Origin of the sequence: Nocardia sp. NPDC051570 (assembly GCF_044454005.1) — a bacterium.
Taxonomy (GTDB): Bacteria; Actinomycetota; Actinomycetes; order Mycobacteriales; family Mycobacteriaceae; genus Nocardia.
On record NZ_JBITDI010000006.1, the window covers coordinates 411,483 to 428,373 of the forward strand.

The 16,891-nt window shown below is 67.6% G+C and carries 18 protein-coding genes and 1 pseudogene; 8 read left to right on the forward strand and 11 right to left on the reverse strand.

The window, feature by feature from the left end:
- Nucleotides 1-119 precede the first annotated feature (119 nt).
- The 3 genes from ACIA76_RS18115 to ACIA76_RS18125 are packed head-to-tail and all read right to left on the reverse strand — an operon-like array spanning nucleotide 120 to nucleotide 3,735.
- Complete coding sequence (locus ACIA76_RS18115) at nucleotides 120-1,484, reverse strand: MFS transporter (RefSeq protein ID WP_397152948.1); 1,365 nt, start codon at nucleotides 1,482-1,484, stop codon at nucleotides 120-122.
- Nucleotides 1,484-2,410: a ketopantoate reductase family protein gene (locus ACIA76_RS18120; RefSeq protein ID WP_397152949.1), complete on the reverse strand. Its 927-nt coding sequence runs from the start codon at nucleotides 2,408-2,410 to the stop codon at nucleotides 1,484-1,486. Before ACIA76_RS18120 ends, ACIA76_RS18115 begins: the two co-directional genes overlap by 1 nt.
- A complete protein-coding gene (locus ACIA76_RS18125) occupies nucleotides 2,407-3,735 on the reverse strand; it encodes a 2-isopropylmalate synthase (protein WP_397152950.1) in 1,329 nt (442 codons plus the stop codon). The genes ACIA76_RS18120 and ACIA76_RS18125 overlap by 4 nt, the downstream gene beginning before the upstream one ends.
- A gap of 235 nt (nucleotides 3,736-3,970) precedes the next feature.
- On the opposite strand from ACIA76_RS18125, the gene ACIA76_RS18130 reads away from it, so the two are divergent.
- Nucleotides 3,971-4,483 (forward strand): transcriptional regulator, encoded by a 513-nt coding sequence (locus ACIA76_RS18130; protein WP_397152951.1) that lies wholly within the window; start codon nucleotides 3,971-3,973, stop codon nucleotides 4,481-4,483.
- On the opposite strand, the gene ACIA76_RS18135 is transcribed toward ACIA76_RS18130, so the two are convergent.
- From ACIA76_RS18135 to ACIA76_RS18145, 3 genes are all read right to left on the reverse strand, one after another.
- Nucleotides 4,371-5,423 (reverse strand): hypothetical protein, encoded by a 1,053-nt coding sequence (locus tag ACIA76_RS18135; RefSeq protein ID WP_397152952.1) that lies wholly within the window; start codon nucleotides 5,421-5,423, stop codon nucleotides 4,371-4,373. The two genes, ACIA76_RS18130 and ACIA76_RS18135, sit on opposite strands and share 113 nt — an antisense overlap.
- Nucleotides 5,424-5,500: 77 nt before the next feature.
- Nucleotides 5,501-5,995 carry a hypothetical protein gene (locus ACIA76_RS18140; RefSeq protein ID WP_397152953.1) on the reverse strand — a complete coding sequence of 165 codons (495 nt, stop codon included), beginning with the start codon at nucleotides 5,993-5,995 and terminating at the stop codon, nucleotides 5,501-5,503.
- A complete protein-coding gene (locus ACIA76_RS18145) occupies nucleotides 5,992-6,873 on the reverse strand; it encodes an alpha/beta fold hydrolase (protein ID WP_397152954.1) in 882 nt (293 codons plus the stop codon). Before ACIA76_RS18145 ends, ACIA76_RS18140 begins: the two co-directional genes overlap by 4 nt.
- 160 nt (nucleotides 6,874-7,033) lie before the next feature.
- Here ACIA76_RS18145 and ACIA76_RS18150 point away from each other — a divergent pair, with 160 nt between their 5' ends.
- Nucleotides 7,034-7,729, forward strand: coding sequence for a hypothetical protein (locus ACIA76_RS18150; protein WP_397152955.1), 696 nt, complete (start codon nucleotides 7,034-7,036; stop codon nucleotides 7,727-7,729).
- 33 nt (nucleotides 7,730-7,762) lie between these two features.
- Nucleotides 7,763-8,989 (forward strand): tRNA uracil 4-sulfurtransferase ThiI, encoded by a 1,227-nt coding sequence (gene thiI, locus ACIA76_RS18155; protein WP_397152956.1) that lies wholly within the window; start codon nucleotides 7,763-7,765, stop codon nucleotides 8,987-8,989.
- Here the strand turns inward: thiI and ACIA76_RS18160 are convergent.
- The 3 genes from ACIA76_RS18160 to ACIA76_RS18170 form a co-directional block, all read right to left on the reverse strand.
- A complete protein-coding gene (locus ACIA76_RS18160) occupies nucleotides 8,930-10,351 on the reverse strand; it encodes a lipase family protein (protein ID WP_397152957.1) in 1,422 nt (473 codons plus the stop codon). The genes thiI and ACIA76_RS18160 overlap by 60 nt on opposite strands.
- Nucleotides 10,352-10,504: 153 nt before the next feature.
- Nucleotides 10,505-10,699, reverse strand: coding sequence for a hypothetical protein (locus ACIA76_RS18165; protein WP_397152958.1), 195 nt, complete (start codon nucleotides 10,697-10,699; stop codon nucleotides 10,505-10,507).
- 96 nt (nucleotides 10,700-10,795) lie between these two features.
- Nucleotides 10,796-10,960, reverse strand: coding sequence for a hypothetical protein (locus ACIA76_RS18170; RefSeq protein ID WP_397152959.1), 165 nt, complete (start codon nucleotides 10,958-10,960; stop codon nucleotides 10,796-10,798).
- A gap of 297 nt (nucleotides 10,961-11,257) precedes the next feature.
- Between ACIA76_RS18170 and ACIA76_RS18175 the strand changes: the two are divergent.
- Nucleotides 11,258-11,464, forward strand: a pseudogene (locus tag ACIA76_RS18175) (sigma-70 family RNA polymerase sigma factor); the annotation flags it as partial.
- 28 nt (nucleotides 11,465-11,492) lie between these two features.
- Nucleotides 11,493-12,200 (forward strand): serine protease, encoded by a 708-nt coding sequence (locus tag ACIA76_RS18180; RefSeq protein WP_397152960.1) that lies wholly within the window; start codon nucleotides 11,493-11,495, stop codon nucleotides 12,198-12,200.
- Nucleotides 12,201-12,204: 4 nt separating this feature from the next.
- Here the strand turns inward: ACIA76_RS18180 and ACIA76_RS18185 are convergent, their stop codons facing one another.
- Nucleotides 12,205-12,864, reverse strand: coding sequence for a hypothetical protein (locus ACIA76_RS18185; protein ID WP_397152961.1), 660 nt, complete (start codon nucleotides 12,862-12,864; stop codon nucleotides 12,205-12,207).
- Between the two features lie 65 nt (nucleotides 12,865-12,929).
- Between ACIA76_RS18185 and ACIA76_RS18190 the strand changes: the two genes are divergently transcribed.
- The 3 genes from ACIA76_RS18190 to ACIA76_RS18200 all read left to right on the forward strand — a co-directional run bounded on the left by ACIA76_RS18190 (nucleotide 12,930) and on the right by ACIA76_RS18200 (nucleotide 16,362).
- Nucleotides 12,930-14,549 (forward strand): DUF885 domain-containing protein, encoded by a 1,620-nt coding sequence (locus ACIA76_RS18190; protein ID WP_397152962.1) that lies wholly within the window; start codon nucleotides 12,930-12,932, stop codon nucleotides 14,547-14,549.
- Between the two features lie 63 nt (nucleotides 14,550-14,612).
- Nucleotides 14,613-15,104 (forward strand): transglycosylase SLT domain-containing protein, encoded by a 492-nt coding sequence (locus ACIA76_RS18195; protein WP_397152963.1) that lies wholly within the window; start codon nucleotides 14,613-14,615, stop codon nucleotides 15,102-15,104.
- A gap of 124 nt (nucleotides 15,105-15,228) precedes the next feature.
- On the forward strand, nucleotides 15,229-16,362 hold the full coding sequence (locus ACIA76_RS18200; RefSeq protein ID WP_397152964.1) for a DUF475 domain-containing protein: 1,134 nt from the start codon (nucleotides 15,229-15,231) through the stop codon (nucleotides 16,360-16,362).
- Here the strand turns inward: ACIA76_RS18200 and ACIA76_RS18205 are convergent.
- The gene (locus ACIA76_RS18205; RefSeq protein ID WP_397152965.1) at nucleotides 16,359-16,865 is read right to left on the reverse strand and encodes a DUF664 domain-containing protein; all 507 of its coding nucleotides are present in this window, start codon (nucleotides 16,863-16,865) and stop codon (nucleotides 16,359-16,361) included. The genes ACIA76_RS18200 and ACIA76_RS18205 overlap by 4 nt on opposite strands.
- Nucleotides 16,866-16,891 lie beyond the last annotated feature (26 nt).

The following is a 16,891-nucleotide window of genomic DNA, read 5'->3' on the forward strand; positions in this document are numbered from 1 at the left end:
TCCGGAACGAGCTCCGGCCGACGAGTATGAACCCTCGAGAGGGCCTTGCGGCAAGGGGGCATGGGCGCTATACATTTAAGTGGGGAGGAAATCCATTCGACGATTCCGCGCTATCGCTGTCATACAGCCGCGCGCACCGCGACACCGACGACCGAGACGACGGCAAAGGCGGCCCCGATCAAGAGCATCGGTGCGAGCAGTGAGCCGGTGGCCATGGCGCCCAAGGCCGCGATGGCCAGCGCCATACCGCACTGACGGCTGGTATTGAGCAGTCCGGAGGCCGAGCCCGAAACATCCGCCGGGGCCACATGCATGGTCGCCGCGCTCAGCGATGAGGCCAGCATGCCCGCGGCCACGCCGATCAGGGCCGTGGGAATCAGTGTGGCCGTGAGGCTTCCGGTCGTCGACAGCGCCGCAGAGGCGACCGCGCCGACCGCGCCCGTCGCGGCCATGCCCACGATCACCGCCCGGCGATTGGCGGGAGTCACCCGCAGCGCCAGCAGATTACCGACGAACCAGGCGATACAGCACACCAGCAGGGCAATTCCGGCGCGCTGCACCGACATGCCGTGCACCCGTTGCAGATACAGCGACAGCACCAGTAGCGATCCGTAGGAGGCGAATTGATAACAGCCCCCGGCGAATACGATCAGCAGGAACGACCGATTCCCCGACAGCACCCGCGGAATCATCGGATGCGCCGACCGCAGCTGCAGCCGGCCCAGCGCCACCAGCCCGCCGATCGCCACGGCGATCAGCACCAGAATCCGCGGATCGCCGTATCCGACCTCATGCCCCTCGATCAGCACCGAGGCGATCGAGACCAGGACAACGCACAGCAGCACCTGCGGTCCCACCGCGAACCGCGCCTGCCGGTCGGCGGGCCGATCCCGGAACCCCCGCATCAGCACCAGCGCGATCAGGCATACCGGCACATTGATCAGGAACAGCCACCGCCAGCCCAGATAGCCGGTGATCAGCCCGCTCAGTATCGGCGCCGACGCGATGCCGACCCCGCCGACGACACCCCAGGCTCCGATGGTCCGCGACCGGCGCACCGGATCGCGAACACCCTTGGTCAGAATCGCCAGGGTCATCGGCAGCGCGAAACTGGCGCTCATGCCCTGCACCGCCCGCGCGGCGATCAGTTCGGCCGGAGTCATCGAGACGGCACACGCGACCGACGCCAGCAGGAATGCCAGCAACGACCAGCGATAGACGCGAGCCGCGCCGACCCGGTCGCCCAGCGCGCCGGATACGAGCAGGAAGACCGACAGGGCGATGGTGTAGGCATCCAGAAACCATTGCCCCGCAGCGGTTCCGGCCCGCAGATCGGCGGTGACGCTCGGCAGCGCCACATAGACCGCGGTCGCATCGAAGGCGACCAGGAAGTTGCCGATGCTCACGGCAACCACCTCGGCGGCGCCGATCGACGTCGCCCGGGCCGCCCCGGTTCCGGTGTCGGCCACCAGTTCTCGTACCATCACGTCTCCTTGCGGGCGGCCAACTCTCCCGGCAGCTGACTGGCGTACACGCACCAGTGAATCGGCGTCGCCACACCCGCCTCGCGACCGAACCGCACGACCGCCCCGTTCTGAAACTCGAGCTCCGAGGGCTGCCCGGCCAGCAGATCGCGCTGCATGGACGAGGTGGTATCCGGGCTGAAACCCTCGAATACCTTCATCATTCGGTCCACATCGGCCTCGCCGAGGCGGACCCCGCGTGCCCGCGCCACGGCCAGCACCTCCGCCATCGCGGCCCGGACCAGCCCATGAGTCTGCGGTGTGGTCGAGGTGAGCCCGACCGGCTGCCGCGACAGCGCTCCGATGCCGCCGTAGGAGGAGATCAGCATGAACTTGCGCCACAGCGTCGCCTGGATATCCTCCGATACGGTGACCGCGACGCCCGACTCGGTCAGCGCCGCTAAGGCGCCGTCCAGCGCGAGGCCGAAATCCTCGGTGGCCGGGCCGATTTCGAGCGCGGCGTCCGGACCGAGGCAGGTGACCGCCCACGGCGCGGTGCGCTTGGCGATGACCACGCAGCTGCAGCCGAGCACCCCGCGCGGCCCGAGCGCCGTCACCAGTTCCCCGGCCGCCTCCACCCCGTTCTGCAGCGGCAGGATCACCGTGGTCGGCCCGACGGCCGGGCGCAGCGCCCGCGCGGCCTCGGTGACCTGCCAGGCCTTCACCGCGACGATGACCAGATCCGCGGGCTCCTCCGGAACCTCGGAAACCACTGTGATACCGGGTATTTCGACCACCGAATCACCCTGGGTCAGAACCAGCGGGCCGACCGTGGCGGCCGCCACGGTCGACTCGCGGCCCACCAGGGTGACCCGATGCCCGGCCCGGGCCGATACGGCGGCGAAGTAGAGCCCTACTCCGCCTGCTCCGAATACGATGATGTTCACGACACCAACTCCACATTCTTCCGTTCCCGCAACGCTTCCAGCGCGCAGGTGTAGACCTCGTCCAGCCGAACGATATCGTCATAGAACGACTTGATCTGCGTTGAGAGCCGGGTGAATTCGGCCTGTTTACGGTCGAACAGCCGGTCCATATGACCGGCCAGCCGCCGATACACGTCCTCCACGAACGCCTCGTCGGCGAGGATCTGCGCGTCCATACCGCCCTCGGCCAGGATCTGGCGGATGTAGGCGGGGAACAACCCGATCCGGTTGAGGAAGTAGTCCACACCGCGCGAAACACCAAGATAGTCGGGCACATTGACGATGCCCGCATTCTCGTTGCGCACCAGGAATCCGCTGACGGCCCGGTACGGATCGGGCGCGGTGAGGAACACCTCCTCCGAAAGTCGCGCGGCCGCACCGAGTTTGTCCACATCCAACGGCGCGGCGGCCACGGCGATGTTGTTGTCGGCGAAGGTGGCGGCGATGGCCTCCAGCTCCGCGAGGCCCGCCCGGTTGCCCGCGCCCGCCACCCCGCCCTCGATCATCTGGAAGCCGTGGAATACCGAGGTCAGCGAGTTGGCGGTGCCCAGGCCGCGATCGTTGTGGCCGTGCAGATAGAAGGTGAACTCCGGATTGTCGCGCACCAGATTGGCCGCGAGCACGGCCGTCGAGTCCGGGACCAGCGTGCCCACCGAATCGTTGATGCGCACCAGGGTGATGCCCTGCTCGCGGCACCGCTCCAGCTGCCGGGCCAGATGGTCGTACTTGTCCTCGTCGACGGTGATGCCGAAGGCGTTGAGCAGGCTCGACCGCAGCTTGGTCACCCCGAGCGAGCGCAGCCGCTCCACGACCCGCTCGAAAAGATTGTTCGCGGAGTCGATTTCGATCATCCCGATGCTGACGTAGATCTCGGCGAGATACTCCTTGGGCATCCGCCGCTCGAGCTCGGCGACCAACGGCTCCCAGGTCTTGAGGGTCAGGTTGAAGGAGAACTGGGCCGCCTCGGGGATCCGGCCGAGCAGGAACTTGTCGTCGAGCACCGAGCGCACGAAGGCAGGTTCGGTGATGCCCGAGCCCACGTCGATATCGGTCACCCCCGCGGCGGTGATGGCCTCGATCAGCCGCAGCTTCTGCCGATCGTCGGCGCCGTAGGGTGCGCGCTCGCAGCCCTCGCGAATGGTTTCGTCGGAGACGGCGCGGATGTCGAAATCGCCATAGCGCGGCCGATGTCCGGTGGGAAAGCTCAGCATGACTACTCCTCGCAGGGTGAATTCCTGCGGCGACCGCACCGTCACCGCGCGGTGGAACGCCTTATCAGCGTTCACTGCTGTGAACGATAGACTCGTGAAATGCATTGCGCAAGATCGGCAGTTCCCCGGGAACACCAGGGAAACGCCAGCTCAACACGGACGTAACCGGCATCGGCCGACCGTTCGCGCCGGTGAACACTTATATTGAAGCTCGAATTAGGGGAACCTATGCGAAGGTGTTCATGCGCGTGAACGAATTACGTTAGGCTCGGGACAGGCGTCGATCAGCAGAATCGGAGTGAGGGCAGCGATGAGCAGCGCGGGCAGTGCCGCCGAACCGACCGAGGGCGATTCGTTCGCCGCCCGGTTGAACCGGCTGATCGCCGAGCACGAGGCCCGCACCGGTGTCACGATGTCGCTGAGCCACTTCATCCGCGACTTCGAGCGGACCACCGGCGTTCCGCTGAGCAAGGGGTATCTGTCCCAGCTGCGCAACGACCTGGCGCCCGAACCGCGGCTGGACCTGGTCCGCGCCTTCGCCCGTTACTTCGAGGTGGCGCCGGCCTACTTCCTCGGCGGTGAATCGGCCGGCGACGCCCAGCGCGAACTCGCCGAGGCACTGCGGCGGGCCGGGGCGAGCGCGCTCGGGATGCGCGCGGCGGGCCTGAGCGAGACCTCGCTGCGGCATATCGCTCAGATCATCGACAACATCAGGGCTCTGGAAGGGCTACCGCCCGTGGAAGATCCGGCGCCAGGCACCGCCGCAGCATCTCGAGCCGAGGACCCGCACGACGCGTCCGGCCGTAGGCCCGCGCGGCCGTGAGCATGCGGCGCAACTCCGCACGATAGGCCGCATGCGCATCCTCGTCGAAATCGGTTGCCGCGCCGATCGATCCGGCCTCGTCACCGGGACCGCGGCCCAGTAGCAGCGCCGCATCCGACAGCAGCACGACCTGGCGCACCACCTGAGTACCGATGCCGCGCGCCGAGAGCAGATCCCGCGGCGCCGGACTCGGCGGCGCGCCCAGCTGCGGGAACTGTTCCACCACCGCCACGCACAGCGGCCGCAGTCGGAGCAGATTCCTCGCCTCGGACACCAGAAGCACCGCACCCGAGGCGATTTCGACGAATACGATGCCCGCTACATAGATGATCGCGCCGAATACGTGCAGGATCAGCGCCGCCGCCTCCCACCGCTGCGCATCGACGCCCAGCAGCGGCTCGATCCCCGATAGCAGCCGCGCGAATCCGAACCCGCCGATCAGGATCGAGCCGAGAATCACCGCGGCGATGCCGAGGCGGGTGGTGCGCGCGGCCACATGGCGCAGCTGCGGCAGGCAGATGGCCACCACCATGGCCTTGGTCGCGAGCATCGAGACCGCGTAGGTCAGCAGATACACCGTGCCCACCGGCCGTCCCGCGACATTGACGATGTAGTTCGCGCCCGCCGGTCCCGGATACATCCAGACGAACGTCACCACCAACACCAGCTCGCCGACCCCGAACAGCGCGCCCAGCTGCCGGGCCCGCCGCGCGGGCACCGTCCCGTAGCGCCAGCCCAGCACGAGCAGGACGGTCGAGACATTCCAGGCGAGCCCGGTCATCTGCGTCACCAGCCCGAACGCGTGCCGGACGCCGAACGGTTCGGCCAGGGCCGGAACGAAGATCAGCGCCGCCGATTCGTAGAACGCGAATCCCAGCACCAGCGACCAGAACAGCAGCCACTGCGCCCGGCCACCGCGGCGCAGCCGCACCACACCCACCCAGATCGTGCCGAGAGCGAACAGGGCCGCGGGGATCTCGTATCCGACCAGATGCGCGGCGTCGGACGACAGCGAAATCAGCCACCCCCGGTGAGCGTGTCGGTGATCCGGCGGGCCACGCCCGAGGAGGCGGCGGTGGCCGAATACCGGGCCAGCCGCCAGGTGAGCCGGCGGGCGAACAGTTCGGCCTCCTCCTCGATCGGATCCTGAAAGTCGCTGCGGCACATGCTGTTCGCCCACCCATCGGCCGTCTCCGCCGGTGGCTGCGGCGCCAGGGGCCGATGTTCCAGCACGATATGGCCCAGCTCGTGTTGCACGATGTGGTTGCGGTGGGCCGCGGTGGCGGTGCGGTCGTAGAGGATCAGGTCGTGATCGGCCAGCGCCACCCACAGCCCGAAAACCTCTGTGCCGCCGAGGGATACGGGACGAAGTTCGATGGTCCTACCGGTGCGTGCGGCCACCACCCGCACCACCGCGCTCACGGCCGCGGGCGCGCCGTCGGCGGCGAGCGCGGCCACCAGATCGGCGCAGACGGCGTCGATATCGCGGGGCGGCTGCGCGGCGGCCGTCACCGCTGCGGACTTCCGAACCAGCGCAGCAGTGCCCGCGCGACCGCGTCGGGAGCCTCGCGATGCGGGAAGTGACCGACGTCGTCGAGCAGGCATGTCTCGAGGCCCGCCGGAAATCGCTCGGCCATGCCCTCGACCGCGGGCGGCGCCACACAGCCGTCGGCCGTGCCGTGAATCATCAAGGTGGGCACCGGAATCCGGGTCGCGGACGCCTCGACATCCGCCTCGTCGCCCGCGCCCCAGTCCCAGCGGTTGCGGTAGTAGTCGAGGGTCACCGCGATCCAGTCCGGATTATCGCTCGCACGCAGGGCCGATTCGATCTCCCCGGGCCCCGGCCGCCAGGTCGGCGACCATTCCCGCCAGATGTGCGCCACGAATTCGTGCCGGTCCGCGGCCAGCAGCCGCGGGCCCATCGGTGTGTTGAAAAGCCATTGGTACCAATACATCCGGGCCTGCCGCACGGAGACGATCGGCTCCGCGACCGTCGGCGCCCAGGGCGCGGAGAGGGTAGCCATGCGGCTCACCCGCCGCGGGGCGAGGAGGGCGACACGATAGGCCGTCCGCGCACCCCAATCGTGCCCGGCGAGCAGGAATCGGGGCCATTCGAGCGCATCGGCCAGCGCCAGCAGATCGTCGGCCAATTCGACCAGCCGCCCGCGCCGCGGCGTCGACGATTCGAGAAATCGGGTGGCCTCGAATCCGCGCAGCGCCGGAACCGCGACCCGGAAACCGGCTCCGGCGAGCTTCCCGGCGATGACGTCCCAGCCCGCGGGCCCGTCGGGCCAGCCGTGCAGCAGCAGCACGGGCATACCACCGGCACCCCCGTACGTCCGCACCTCCACCTCGAGCTGCGGGGTCCGAACCGTCAGATGCTCTGCCATCGCGGCCCCCGAAATCGTCGCCGGCCCCCTTGCTCCCGAACTGAAGGCAACGTTACCGCGAACGCCACACCCCCGCCTGTCGAGCACAACGGGCCAGGGTGTCGAATTCTCGATGCGGGCTATCCGTGGCATACGGCGCAACGAGAGAGGTGGTGCTCGGATGTTCAGGTCCGGCGTGGAGAAGATGGTGCGGTCGCTGCTCGACAACGCGTCGCGGCTGCAGGCGCCCGCCGTGGGGCGGTATGTGGCGAAGCTGCGGCGCACGTATCCACAGGACAACCCCGCGCAGATCATCGCCCGGCTCGAGCGCCGATTCCTGCTCATGGTGACCGCGAGCGGCACCACGGTCGGCGCCATCGCGGCCGTACCCGGCATAGGCACGATCCTGTCGCTGTTCGCGATGACCGCGGAGACCGCGTTCTTCCTGGAGGCCTCGGCGGTATTCACCCTGGCCGTCGCCGCGGTGCACGGCATCGTGCTCGAGGATAAGGAGCGTCGCCGCACCCTGGTGCTGGGCGTCGCGCTGGGCGAGTCCGGCATGGAGGCCGTGCAGCAGGGCGTCGGACACTCGGCGAAGAACTGGCCCGATCTGCTGGCCAACCGGATTCCCGGCATTCGCGGCATGAACGACGGTCTGCTGAAGCGATTCGTGGTCCAGCTGATCACCAAGCGCGCGGTGCTCATGTTCGGCAAGGTGCTGCCCGCCGGGATCGGCGCGGTCATCGGCGGATTCGGCAACCGGGTCATGGGCCGATCCGTGGTCCGCAACGCCCGCAAGGCGTTCGGCCCCGCCCCGGCCACCTTCACCGCACCGCGCGCTGGGCAGGGTAATGTCCGGGGCGCCCTGACCAGCTGAATGCCGTTCCGGCCGGTGGGCGACAATGACACGATGGATGCCGCGACCTGTGTGCTGGCCAAGTTCGGCGAGATCGCGCTCAAGGGCCGCAATCACCGCTGGTTCGAGAACACGCTGATTCGCAATATGCGCCATGCGATCGGCGTGCGCCGGGTCGATATCCGCCGCCGGGGCGGCTTTCTCATCGTCTCCACACCGCACCTGGAATCCGCGGAACTCACCCATCGGCTGCGGCAGGTGATGGGCCTGACCGTGGTGCAACCCGCCGTGCGCGTGCCGTTCACCGCCGACGCCGCGGCCGAGGCGGCCGTCGGCCTGCTGCGCGATCACCCGGGGCCCTCGCCCACCTTCGCGGTGCGAGTCCGGCGGCGCGGCAAGAGTTTTCCGCTCACCTCCGATCAACTGGCCGCCCATATCGGCGCGCGCATCTGCCGCGAATTCGGCTGGACGGTCGATCTGCGCGCGCCGGAACTGGCGGTGGTCGTGGAGGTCGATCCCACCGAGATCTTCGTCTCGGTGGACCGACTGCCCGGACAGGGCGGCCTGCCGGTGGGTTGTACCGGCCGCGCGCTGGTGCTGCTGTCGGGCGGCTACGACTCCCCGGTCGCGGCGTACCGATCGATGCGGCGCGGATTGCAGTGCGATTACGTGCATTTCACCGGCGCGCCCTATACCGACCCCGCCTCCACCTACAAGGCCTATGCGCTCGCCTACCGGCTGTCCCGCTATCAGCCACGGGCCCGGTTGCATATCGTCCCGGTCGGCCGGGGGCAGAAGGCGCTGGCCACCTCGGGCTCCGGTCCGATGCAGACCATCGCGCAGCGCCGCCTGTATCTGCGGGTCGCGCAGCGCCTGGCCCGGCGGCACGACAATCAGGTGCTGGTGACCGGCGACAGTCTCGGACAGGTCGCGAGCCAGACCCTTGCCAATCTCGCCGCCACCGACGGCGCCTGCGATCTGCTGGTGCTGCGCCCGCTGATCGGTTGGGACAAACAGGAAATCATCGCCGAGGCGCGCCGCATCGACACCTTCGATATCTCCGCACTGCCCGATGAGGACTGCTGCCGACTGTTCACCCCGCCCGAGGTGACGACCCGGGCCGTTCCCACCGAACTGGCCGAGGTGGAGGCCCGGGCCGATATCGATGCCCTCGTCGAGGACGCGCTGGCACAGGCCTACAGCATCGTGGTGAATCCGGGATCAGCGGCTGCCGATGGGCTGCTGCAGGATGCCGCCCAGCAGCGTGTTCACCCCTTGTAACCAGACCGGCCAGGTCGCGGGGTCCAGCGCCATCGAACCCTCCTGATGGATATCGCAGCCGCCGGGCACCGGCACGCCGTCGAAACGATCCTTCATCCACAGCAGAACCCTTGGCAGGGAGTCGATTTCGAGGGTTATATGCTCGCTGAAGTTGTCCCGCACGTATTGCACGCGGGCCTTGGGATCGGCACAGTACTTGTCCACCAACCGATTCACCGGACCCACCGGGGCGAATTCGTCGGGATTCGACTGGTACAGGAACTCCGGCATATCGGGGGTCGAATGCCCGAGCGAGATCTCGTCGAAGACCTTGGTCAGCACCCGATCATGCATCGGATCGGGCGTGTCGAACAGCCCCGTGATGTTCACGAACGGCACGATTGCCGCCGACCACAGGCACAGCGCGTTCTTCGGCCCGATCATGGCCTTGCCGAAGGCGTTCATATGCTGCTGGATGTAGGCGTCGAGCTCGGGGTATTCCCGTGCGACGCCGAACATCCCGGACAGGATCAGGCCGGAGCCGAGATTGTTGCTGGCCAGCGCGATCGTATCCCGCAGATCCGGCTGATTACCGCCCGCCATCGCGCCGACGATATTCAGATCCGGCGCGTAGGAGGCATGCAATTCGGCGGCATGATCGGTGGCCATCGCACCGCCGGAGTAGCCCGCCATGCCGACCTTGGTATCGCGCCCCGGCAGGCCCATGGGCTGGAAATCCTCCGCCGCACGAATGCCGTCGAGGGTGATCCGCCCCTCCAGCGGGCCCGCGGCGAAGGCCGAATTCGGGCCCTCGTGATCGGGCATCGCGACCGCCCAGCCCGTGCCCAATGCGGTCAGCGGCAGCACGAATTCGAAGGGTATGTCGAACTGCCCGGTGATCTGCCCCGGAATCGAGGCCTGTTGCAGCGCATAGGACGGGGCGCAGTACTGGGCGTTGGAGTCCTCGGGGAATTGATACGACAGCAGATTCCGCGGTTGCCCGCCGTTATCGCCGCGCGGCTTCATCACCGTGGTCACGGCCGCGATCGGCTCACCCCGGGTGTTGGTCGAGCGGAACGACAGCTGCCAGGCATCGATATTCAGCGGGACGATCGAATAGAAGCCCAGATGCACCTCCCGGGCGGCGATGATCTCACCGGGCTGCTTCGAGGCGACCACATCGGCGGGCGGGTTGTAGAAGGCCGGATCGAATTCCGGCGGGGACGGCGGTACCGGGAACGGTAGCGCCGGTTGGACGGGAACCGGAGGCGCATCGGCCAGGGCCGCACCCGAGTGAACGACGGCCGCTACACACGCCGCAACGAGACATATGATCATCGACCCTGGACGACGCCGGGCCGCGCGAAAACTGGTAACGCTCATTCGACCTTCCTCGACCGGCCGCGCCCGGACAGGCCCTTCGAATGAGCACGCATCGACGCGGAGTGGTGCTAAAAGCACACAGCACAAGCCAGGCATAGCGATACCAGCAGACACATGAAAACGATCACCGGAAGTTGGGCATAGTGCACAAACTTAGCCGGAAGTCTTCCGGGCCAGCGCCGCCGCGCGCAGACCCGTGAGCACCGCGTCGAATCGGGACAGTTTCTTATCGATCCGGCCCGGCCGGGCGGGATAGGGCCGCAGTTCGGGATCCACATCGGCGCCACCGAGCAGGTGCCGGGCCCGCTCATAGGCGGAAGTACAGGAGTTTATCGAGGTCGCTGACATGGCCTTACCTCCTGGAGCCGGGTCCGCAGCCGGACCGCCCTGCCTACAGGATTACCCGGAATCCTCGAATTTCAATCGGACACGCCCAGCGGAGGCCTAACGACCGACGAGCCACACCACCAGCCCGACGATCAGAGCGATCACCAGCAGGGTCATCGCCCGGCCCAGCCCACCGCCGGGCACCCACTCCAGCAGGCCCGACAGTTGCGATCCGTGTCGATCGAACAGCCGTCGAATGCCCGCCTGCACATCGACCGTCATAGCTTCGATTCTCGGAAAATCACCGGCCCGGCCGCATCGCCCCACGGTCTCGACCTGTGTCATCCCGCGGTCGCCGCCGTATCCCCCTCGATGCCGAGGGGGTCCCCCGACAGGGGTACGTTTCGAACCGGCGTGCCCGGTTATCCGGCTGTTATCGACCAGTCGCATACGAAGGGAACTCGGATGATGACGGACACCTACGACAACATCGAGCCCTGGTTCGACAAGCTCGGCTCCCTCGACGCCGACGATCCACACCGTGCGCAGCTGCGCGAGGAGATCATCGGCCGCTGCCTGGAACCCTGCTACGAGCTGGTCGAACAGGCCATGGCGGTGCGTCCGCTGCTGGCCGAACTACCCGAGCGCGAACGCACGGCGCTGATTCTGCGGTTCTTCGAATCCAAGACCCAGGCTCAGATCGCCGAGGAGCTCGGCGTCTCGCAGATGCACGTCTCGCGCATTCTGACCAAGACGCTGCGATCCCTGCAGGCACAGGCTGCGTAACTCGAGCACTCCGATTCAGGAGGACGTCATGGGCAACCTCGCACCGGCACGCTGGTCGCTGTCCGCGGCCGTGGCGCTCACCGCCGCACTGACCGCGGGCGCAGGCCGCGCCGACGCGGCCGATCTGCCGATCATCGGCGGCGGATCGGGCATCGTCATCGCCAATACGACCGAATGCACGCTGACCACCATCGGCCACGACGACGCGGGCCGGCTGGTCGGGCTGACCGCCGGACATTGTGGTGAGCCGGGACAGAGCGTGCTGTCGGAGACCGATCCGAACGCGGGTGTGCTCGGCCGGGTCGCGGCGAGCAATCACGATCTCGACTATGCCGTCATCGAATTCGATCCCGATCGGGTCGCACCCTCGGACCGGGTCGGCTCGGTCAGCATCACCGCGGTCGGCGGGCCCGCGCGATTCCCGGCGACGGTCTGCAAGAAGGGCCGCACCACCGGCACCAACTGCGGCGTCGTCTGGGGCGACGTCTTCGCCAGTGGCACCGAGACCTGGACCCAGATGTGTGTGCTGCCCGGTGATTCCGGTGCACCCGTCGTGGCCGGGTCGACACTGGTCGGCATGGTCAACGCGTATCTGGGCGTCGGCTGCGTCGGACCGGAGGTGGGCACGACCATGGCGGCCATTGCGGCGGATCTGGACGCGACTCACGGTGTGGGCGCCGGATTCCAGCCCGCCCGCGGCGCGGACCAGGGTGTGCCCGCGGCGGGCGGCAGCTGAGCCGTCAGTCGTTGTCGGCCAGGGAATTCCAGAACGCCGTCTCGTAGACGTGCAGTGCCCGCGCCTCGTGCAGGGCCTCGTCCGGATCCTCGCCCGCGCGCAGGCCCTGCGCCACGACATCGGTCGCCTGCTCGGCGAATCCGGGCGGAGTGGCCGCGAAGAATCGGAAGAATCCGACCTCCTCCTCGCTGAAATCGTAGTGGGCGACAAGGGCATTCGCGGCCCGCGCGCAGTAGCCGCCCCATTCGCCGAGATTGGCCAGCATCGCCAGCGTCATCCCGCTGAGACTGCCGATCAGCGCCCGCTGCGCGATATAGGCGGGATATGCCTGCGCCATCGGTTGCGGGCGATAGGATCGAAAGTCCTTATCCTCCAGCCCCAGTGCCGCACCGAAGTCCGACAGCAGCCGCAGCGCAGCCGATTCCCCGCCTGCCAGCGTCAGGAAGAAGTCGCGGGCGGGCGCATCGGGGAATCGCGTGACGAACTGCGCGAAGCTGCGCAGATCGCTGCTGACGATGTGATACTGCTCTCCCGCAAGCGAATTCAGCCGCTCTCGCGGCAGCTCGGCGGATTCCAACAGATCGAGGAAGCGATTGGGCGAGGCGGTGATCTCCGCCCGGGCCCGCTGAACCAAATCCTTCGCACGTGCTACCGAATCGTCCATACCCGGCATTGTGCGCGATGAACCGACGGGGGGACAGCCCCGTGCGCGGCGGTAGCCTGGCTGCTATGTCGCAGAGCTTCGTGGAACGGGCCGGTCGGATCGTCGAGGCACTGCTGGAGGTGGATCCGCATGCGGCCGCCTTCGCGGGCGATCACCGGGTCGACGATCGGTTGCCCGACTGGTCGGCCGAGGCGGTGCGGGCGCAGGCGGCGATGCTGTGTGAGGCGTCGCATGTGCTGACGGAGGTGGACGACGACGAGCTGGATGCCGAGGATTCCGTGGACCTCGCACTGCTGCAGCGCGAGATCGACGCACGGCTGTTCCTGCTCGACGAGGTCCGCGAGCATGAATGGAATCCGTTGCCGCACAACCCCGGACCGCTGCTGTATGGACTGCTGGCGCGGCCCTTCGCACCGCCGGAGCAGCGGTTGGCGGCGCTGTCGGCCAGGCTCGAGGCCATCCCCGACGCGCTCGCGGCCGCCCGCGCGACGCTGACCGACTGCCCGCGCATCCATGTCGAGACGGCCATCGGGCAGTTCGGCGGCGTGACCGCGCTCATTCGCGATCAGGTGCCCGGGCTGGCCGCGCAGGTGCCGGGCGCGGAGGTGACTCGAGTTGTCGACGCCGCGACGGCCGCGTTGACCGAATTCACCGACTGGCTGAGCGAACGGCTCGACCGATCCGATCGCGATCCGCGACTGGGCCACAAGCTCTGGGCGGCCAAACTCTGGCACACCCTCGACAGCGATCTGAGCGCCGAGGAGGTGCTCGACCGCGCGCACCGGCACCTCGATCGCGTCCACGACGAGATCCGTGCCGCCGCGGGCGAATTGCTCGGCGTCGCCGCCCCCGATGAGGGGACCGTCCGCGCCGCGCTCGACCGGCTGGCGGCCGAACGCCCCGATGACGACACGATCGTCGCCCTGGCCCGCACGGCCCTGGCCGAGGCCGAAACCTTCGTCACCGCACACGATCTGGCCACGCCGCTACCCGACGCCCTGGTCGTACAGGAGATGCCGGAATTCGCGCGCGGCGTCGCGGTCGCCTACTGCGATCCGGTCGGACCGCTCGAAACCGCCGATATCCCAACATTCTTCGCCATCGCGCCCACGCCGGGCGACTGGCCGGCCGAGCGAATGGCGTCGTTCTATCGCGAATACAACAATCACATGCTGCGCAATCTGACCGTGCACGAGGCGATGCCGGGCCACTACCTGCAGCTGGCCCACGCCCGCCGGTTCCGCGGCTCGACCCCGGTCCGGGCGGTCTGCGCGAGCGGCACCTTCATCGAGGGCTGGGCCGCCTACACCGAGGAGCTCATGGCCGGGCACGGCTTCGGTGGCCTGCCGGTGCGCATCCAGCAATTGAAATCCCAGCTGCGCATGACCATCAACGCGATCCTCGATCACGGCGTGCACTGCGCCGATATGAGCGAGGCCGAGGCGATGGATCTCATGCTGCGCCGCGGATTCCAGGAGGAGGGTGAGGCGGCCGGGAAATGGCGCCGCACCCAGCTCGGATCCACCCAGCTGTCCACGTATTTCGTCGGTTACTCAGAAATGGCCGAGATCGCCGCGAATCGCCCGAACGGTATCCCGTTGCGGCAGTGGCACGATGCGATGCTCGCGCACGGATCGCCCTCCCCACGCCAACTCCGCAGGCTGCTAATTCCCGAGTCGGATTAAACGGTCAATCGACACGCCGTGGACATTACCGACAAACAGAATAACTAATGGTTTGCTCGAGTAATGCGATCGATCGCGAAATGGGCCATTGCGGTCATGGCGGTATGCGCGCTTTCGGTTTGTGCCGGTCCCGCTGCGGCGGATTGTGAGGCGGACTGTTCCGCCCAGATCGCCGAGGACGATATCGCCGAGGACATCTCCTCGGCCCTGGCACTGGCGGTGCCGAACATGATCGGCATGGGCGTGGGGGTGATGCTGCCGCTGGTCCGGGTCGCGCCGCAGACCATCGCGCGCTTCATCGTCCCGCCCGATCAGTTCGACGCCTTCGACAACATCATCACCCGCGAGAGCGGGTGGAACACCTTCGCCGTGAACCCCTCCTCCGGCGCGTACGGCCTGCCGCAGGCACTGCCGCCGCAGAAGATGGCCAGCCACGGCTGGGACTGGCCCTACAACCCGATCACCCAGATCCGTTGGGCCTACGACTATATGAACCAGCGCTACGGCAGCCCCAACGCGGCCTGGGCATTCTGGCAAACACACGGATGGTACTGACGGATCGATTGTGAACCCCCACGAACAGCTGTCAGAATCGAAGGCAGGGTTGCGAGCACTCTGGATGCTGCTACCCGTGGAGTCGTAACCCCCGCGGGTGTCGGGCTAACGAAAGGCATCGACCATGTTCGTGCGCGTGTTCGCCCTGTCCTTCATCGTCGCCGCGGTGGCATTGGTCGCCGCGGCCGTCTACGGCGGCCCCGAGGCCGTGGTCCTGGCCGCGATCCTCGGCGTGCTCGAGGTTTCGCTGTCGTTCGACAACGCCGTCGTCAATGCGTCTGTGCTGCAACGGATGAGCCAGTTCTGGCAACGCATGTTCCTGACCGTCGGCATCGTCATCGCCGTATTCGGCATGCGGTTGGTCTTCCCCCTCGCCGTCGTGGCCATCGGGGCCCATCTGGACCCGATCAAGGCGCTGGACCTGGCCCTGAACCCACCGGCGGGCGGTATGCCCTTCTTCCCGGACGGGCGGCCGAGCTACGAGACGCTGCTCAACGAGGCCAACCCCAAGATCGCCACCTTCGGCGGCATGTTCCTGCTACTGCTGTTCCTGAACTTCGTCTGCAGCCAGCGCGAGATCACCTGGCTGTCCTGGCTGGAGCGTCCGCTGGCCCGGCTCGGGCGATTCAACATGTTCACCACGGTCGTCTCGCTGATGGTGCTGGTGGTGGTCGCCGGATTCATCGCACCGGACGACAAGGCCGATGTGGTGATGGTCTCGGGCGTACTGGGCATGGTCACCTACATCCTGGTCGACGGGCTCGGCGCCCACTTCGACAACGAGATCAGCGACGAAGAACCCTCCGGTCCTTCCCGAGCCGCCCAGGTGGTCGGCCGCGCCGCCTTCTTCCTGTTCCTCTACCTCGAGGTGCTGGACGCGTCGTTCTCCTTCGACGGGGTGATCGGCGCGTTCGCCATCACCTCCGATCCGATCATCATCGCGCTCGGCCTGGGCCTGATCGGTGCGATGTTCGTCCGGTCGATCACCGTATATCTGGTCCGCAAGGGCACGCTGTCGGAGTACGTGTACCTAGAGCACGGGGCGCACTGGGCGATCGGCGCATTGGCCTGCGTGCTGCTCTACTCGACCGGCCAGCACATCGACGAGATCACCACGGGCCTCATCGGTGTGGCCATCATCGTCGCGGCCTATCTGAGCAGCGTCGTCTACAACCGGCGGCGGCGTTCGTCCAGCAGCGGCGCGGGCCCGGATATCGAACTACCCACGCCGCCACGCGAATACGTCGGCCCCGCCTAACGCCGGTCGAAGACCCCGCGCAGATACTCCGCCTGTCCGGCGTGCTGTAGATCGTCGGAGATCACGCTCACCAGCCGCACGCCGAGGGTGACCGGCGGATCCCAGCGCCGGTCGACGATGCGGGGCAGATCGTCGTCGGTGAGGCCCTTCAGAAAGTCCAGCGTCTGCTGGTGCACGGCGTCGTAGTAGGCCGTGAGCAGTTCGGCCGATGCGGTGATCCGCGCGACATCGCCCGAGCCGTGGCCGTATCCGGTATCGCTCGGATCGATCGACAGCCCGAACCGGTCGTACCAACCCCGCGCGGTCCACACCTGCTCGACCCCCGCGGCGTCGGCGAGGTGATCGTCCTGCACGCGGGTCAGATGCCAGACGAGCCAGGCGATGGAATTGGCGTCCGGGTCGACCCGATAGGTCAGCGCGTCCTCCCCCAGTCCGTCGACCGCATGGTGCACCACCTCACGGATCCGCTCGAACGCATCGGTCAGCACCTCGGCGCTGGTCATGAATCACTCCTTCCCCTGAAGGCATC

What these genes read in the sequence shown, in the direction of transcription:
- thiI (WP_397152956.1), top strand. Translation starts at nt 7,763, where the DNA reads ATGGATGCCGCGACCTGTGTGCTGGCCAAGTTCGGCGAGATCGCGCTC.
- ACIA76_RS18170 (WP_397152959.1), bottom strand. Translation starts at nt 10,960, where the DNA reads ATGACGGTCGATGTGCAGGCGGGCATTCGACGGCTGTTCGATCGACAC.
- ACIA76_RS18160 (WP_397152957.1), bottom strand. Translation starts at nt 10,351, where the DNA reads ATGAGCGTTACCAGTTTTCGCGCGGCCCGGCGTCGTCCAGGGTCGATG.
- ACIA76_RS18200 (WP_397152964.1), top strand. Translation starts at nt 15,229, where the DNA reads ATGTTCGTGCGCGTGTTCGCCCTGTCCTTCATCGTCGCCGCGGTGGCA.
- ACIA76_RS18205 (WP_397152965.1), bottom strand. Translation starts at nt 16,865, where the DNA reads ATGACCAGCGCCGAGGTGCTGACCGATGCGTTCGAGCGGATCCGTGAG.
- ACIA76_RS18145 (WP_397152954.1), bottom strand. Translation starts at nt 6,873, where the DNA reads ATGGCAGAGCATCTGACGGTTCGGACCCCGCAGCTCGAGGTGGAGGTG.
- ACIA76_RS18150 (WP_397152955.1), top strand. Translation starts at nt 7,034, where the DNA reads ATGTTCAGGTCCGGCGTGGAGAAGATGGTGCGGTCGCTGCTCGACAAC.
- ACIA76_RS18130 (WP_397152951.1), top strand. Translation starts at nt 3,971, where the DNA reads ATGAGCAGCGCGGGCAGTGCCGCCGAACCGACCGAGGGCGATTCGTTC.
- ACIA76_RS18195 (WP_397152963.1), top strand. Translation starts at nt 14,613, where the DNA reads ATGCGATCGATCGCGAAATGGGCCATTGCGGTCATGGCGGTATGCGCG.
- ACIA76_RS18165 (WP_397152958.1), bottom strand. Translation starts at nt 10,699, where the DNA reads ATGTCAGCGACCTCGATAAACTCCTGTACTTCCGCCTATGAGCGGGCC.
- ACIA76_RS18190 (WP_397152962.1), top strand. Translation starts at nt 12,930, where the DNA reads ATGTCGCAGAGCTTCGTGGAACGGGCCGGTCGGATCGTCGAGGCACTG.
- ACIA76_RS18185 (WP_397152961.1), bottom strand. Translation starts at nt 12,864, where the DNA reads ATGGACGATTCGGTAGCACGTGCGAAGGATTTGGTTCAGCGGGCCCGG.
- ACIA76_RS18115 (WP_397152948.1), bottom strand. Translation starts at nt 1,484, where the DNA reads ATGGTACGAGAACTGGTGGCCGACACCGGAACCGGGGCGGCCCGGGCG.
- ACIA76_RS18180 (WP_397152960.1), top strand. Translation starts at nt 11,493, where the DNA reads ATGGGCAACCTCGCACCGGCACGCTGGTCGCTGTCCGCGGCCGTGGCG.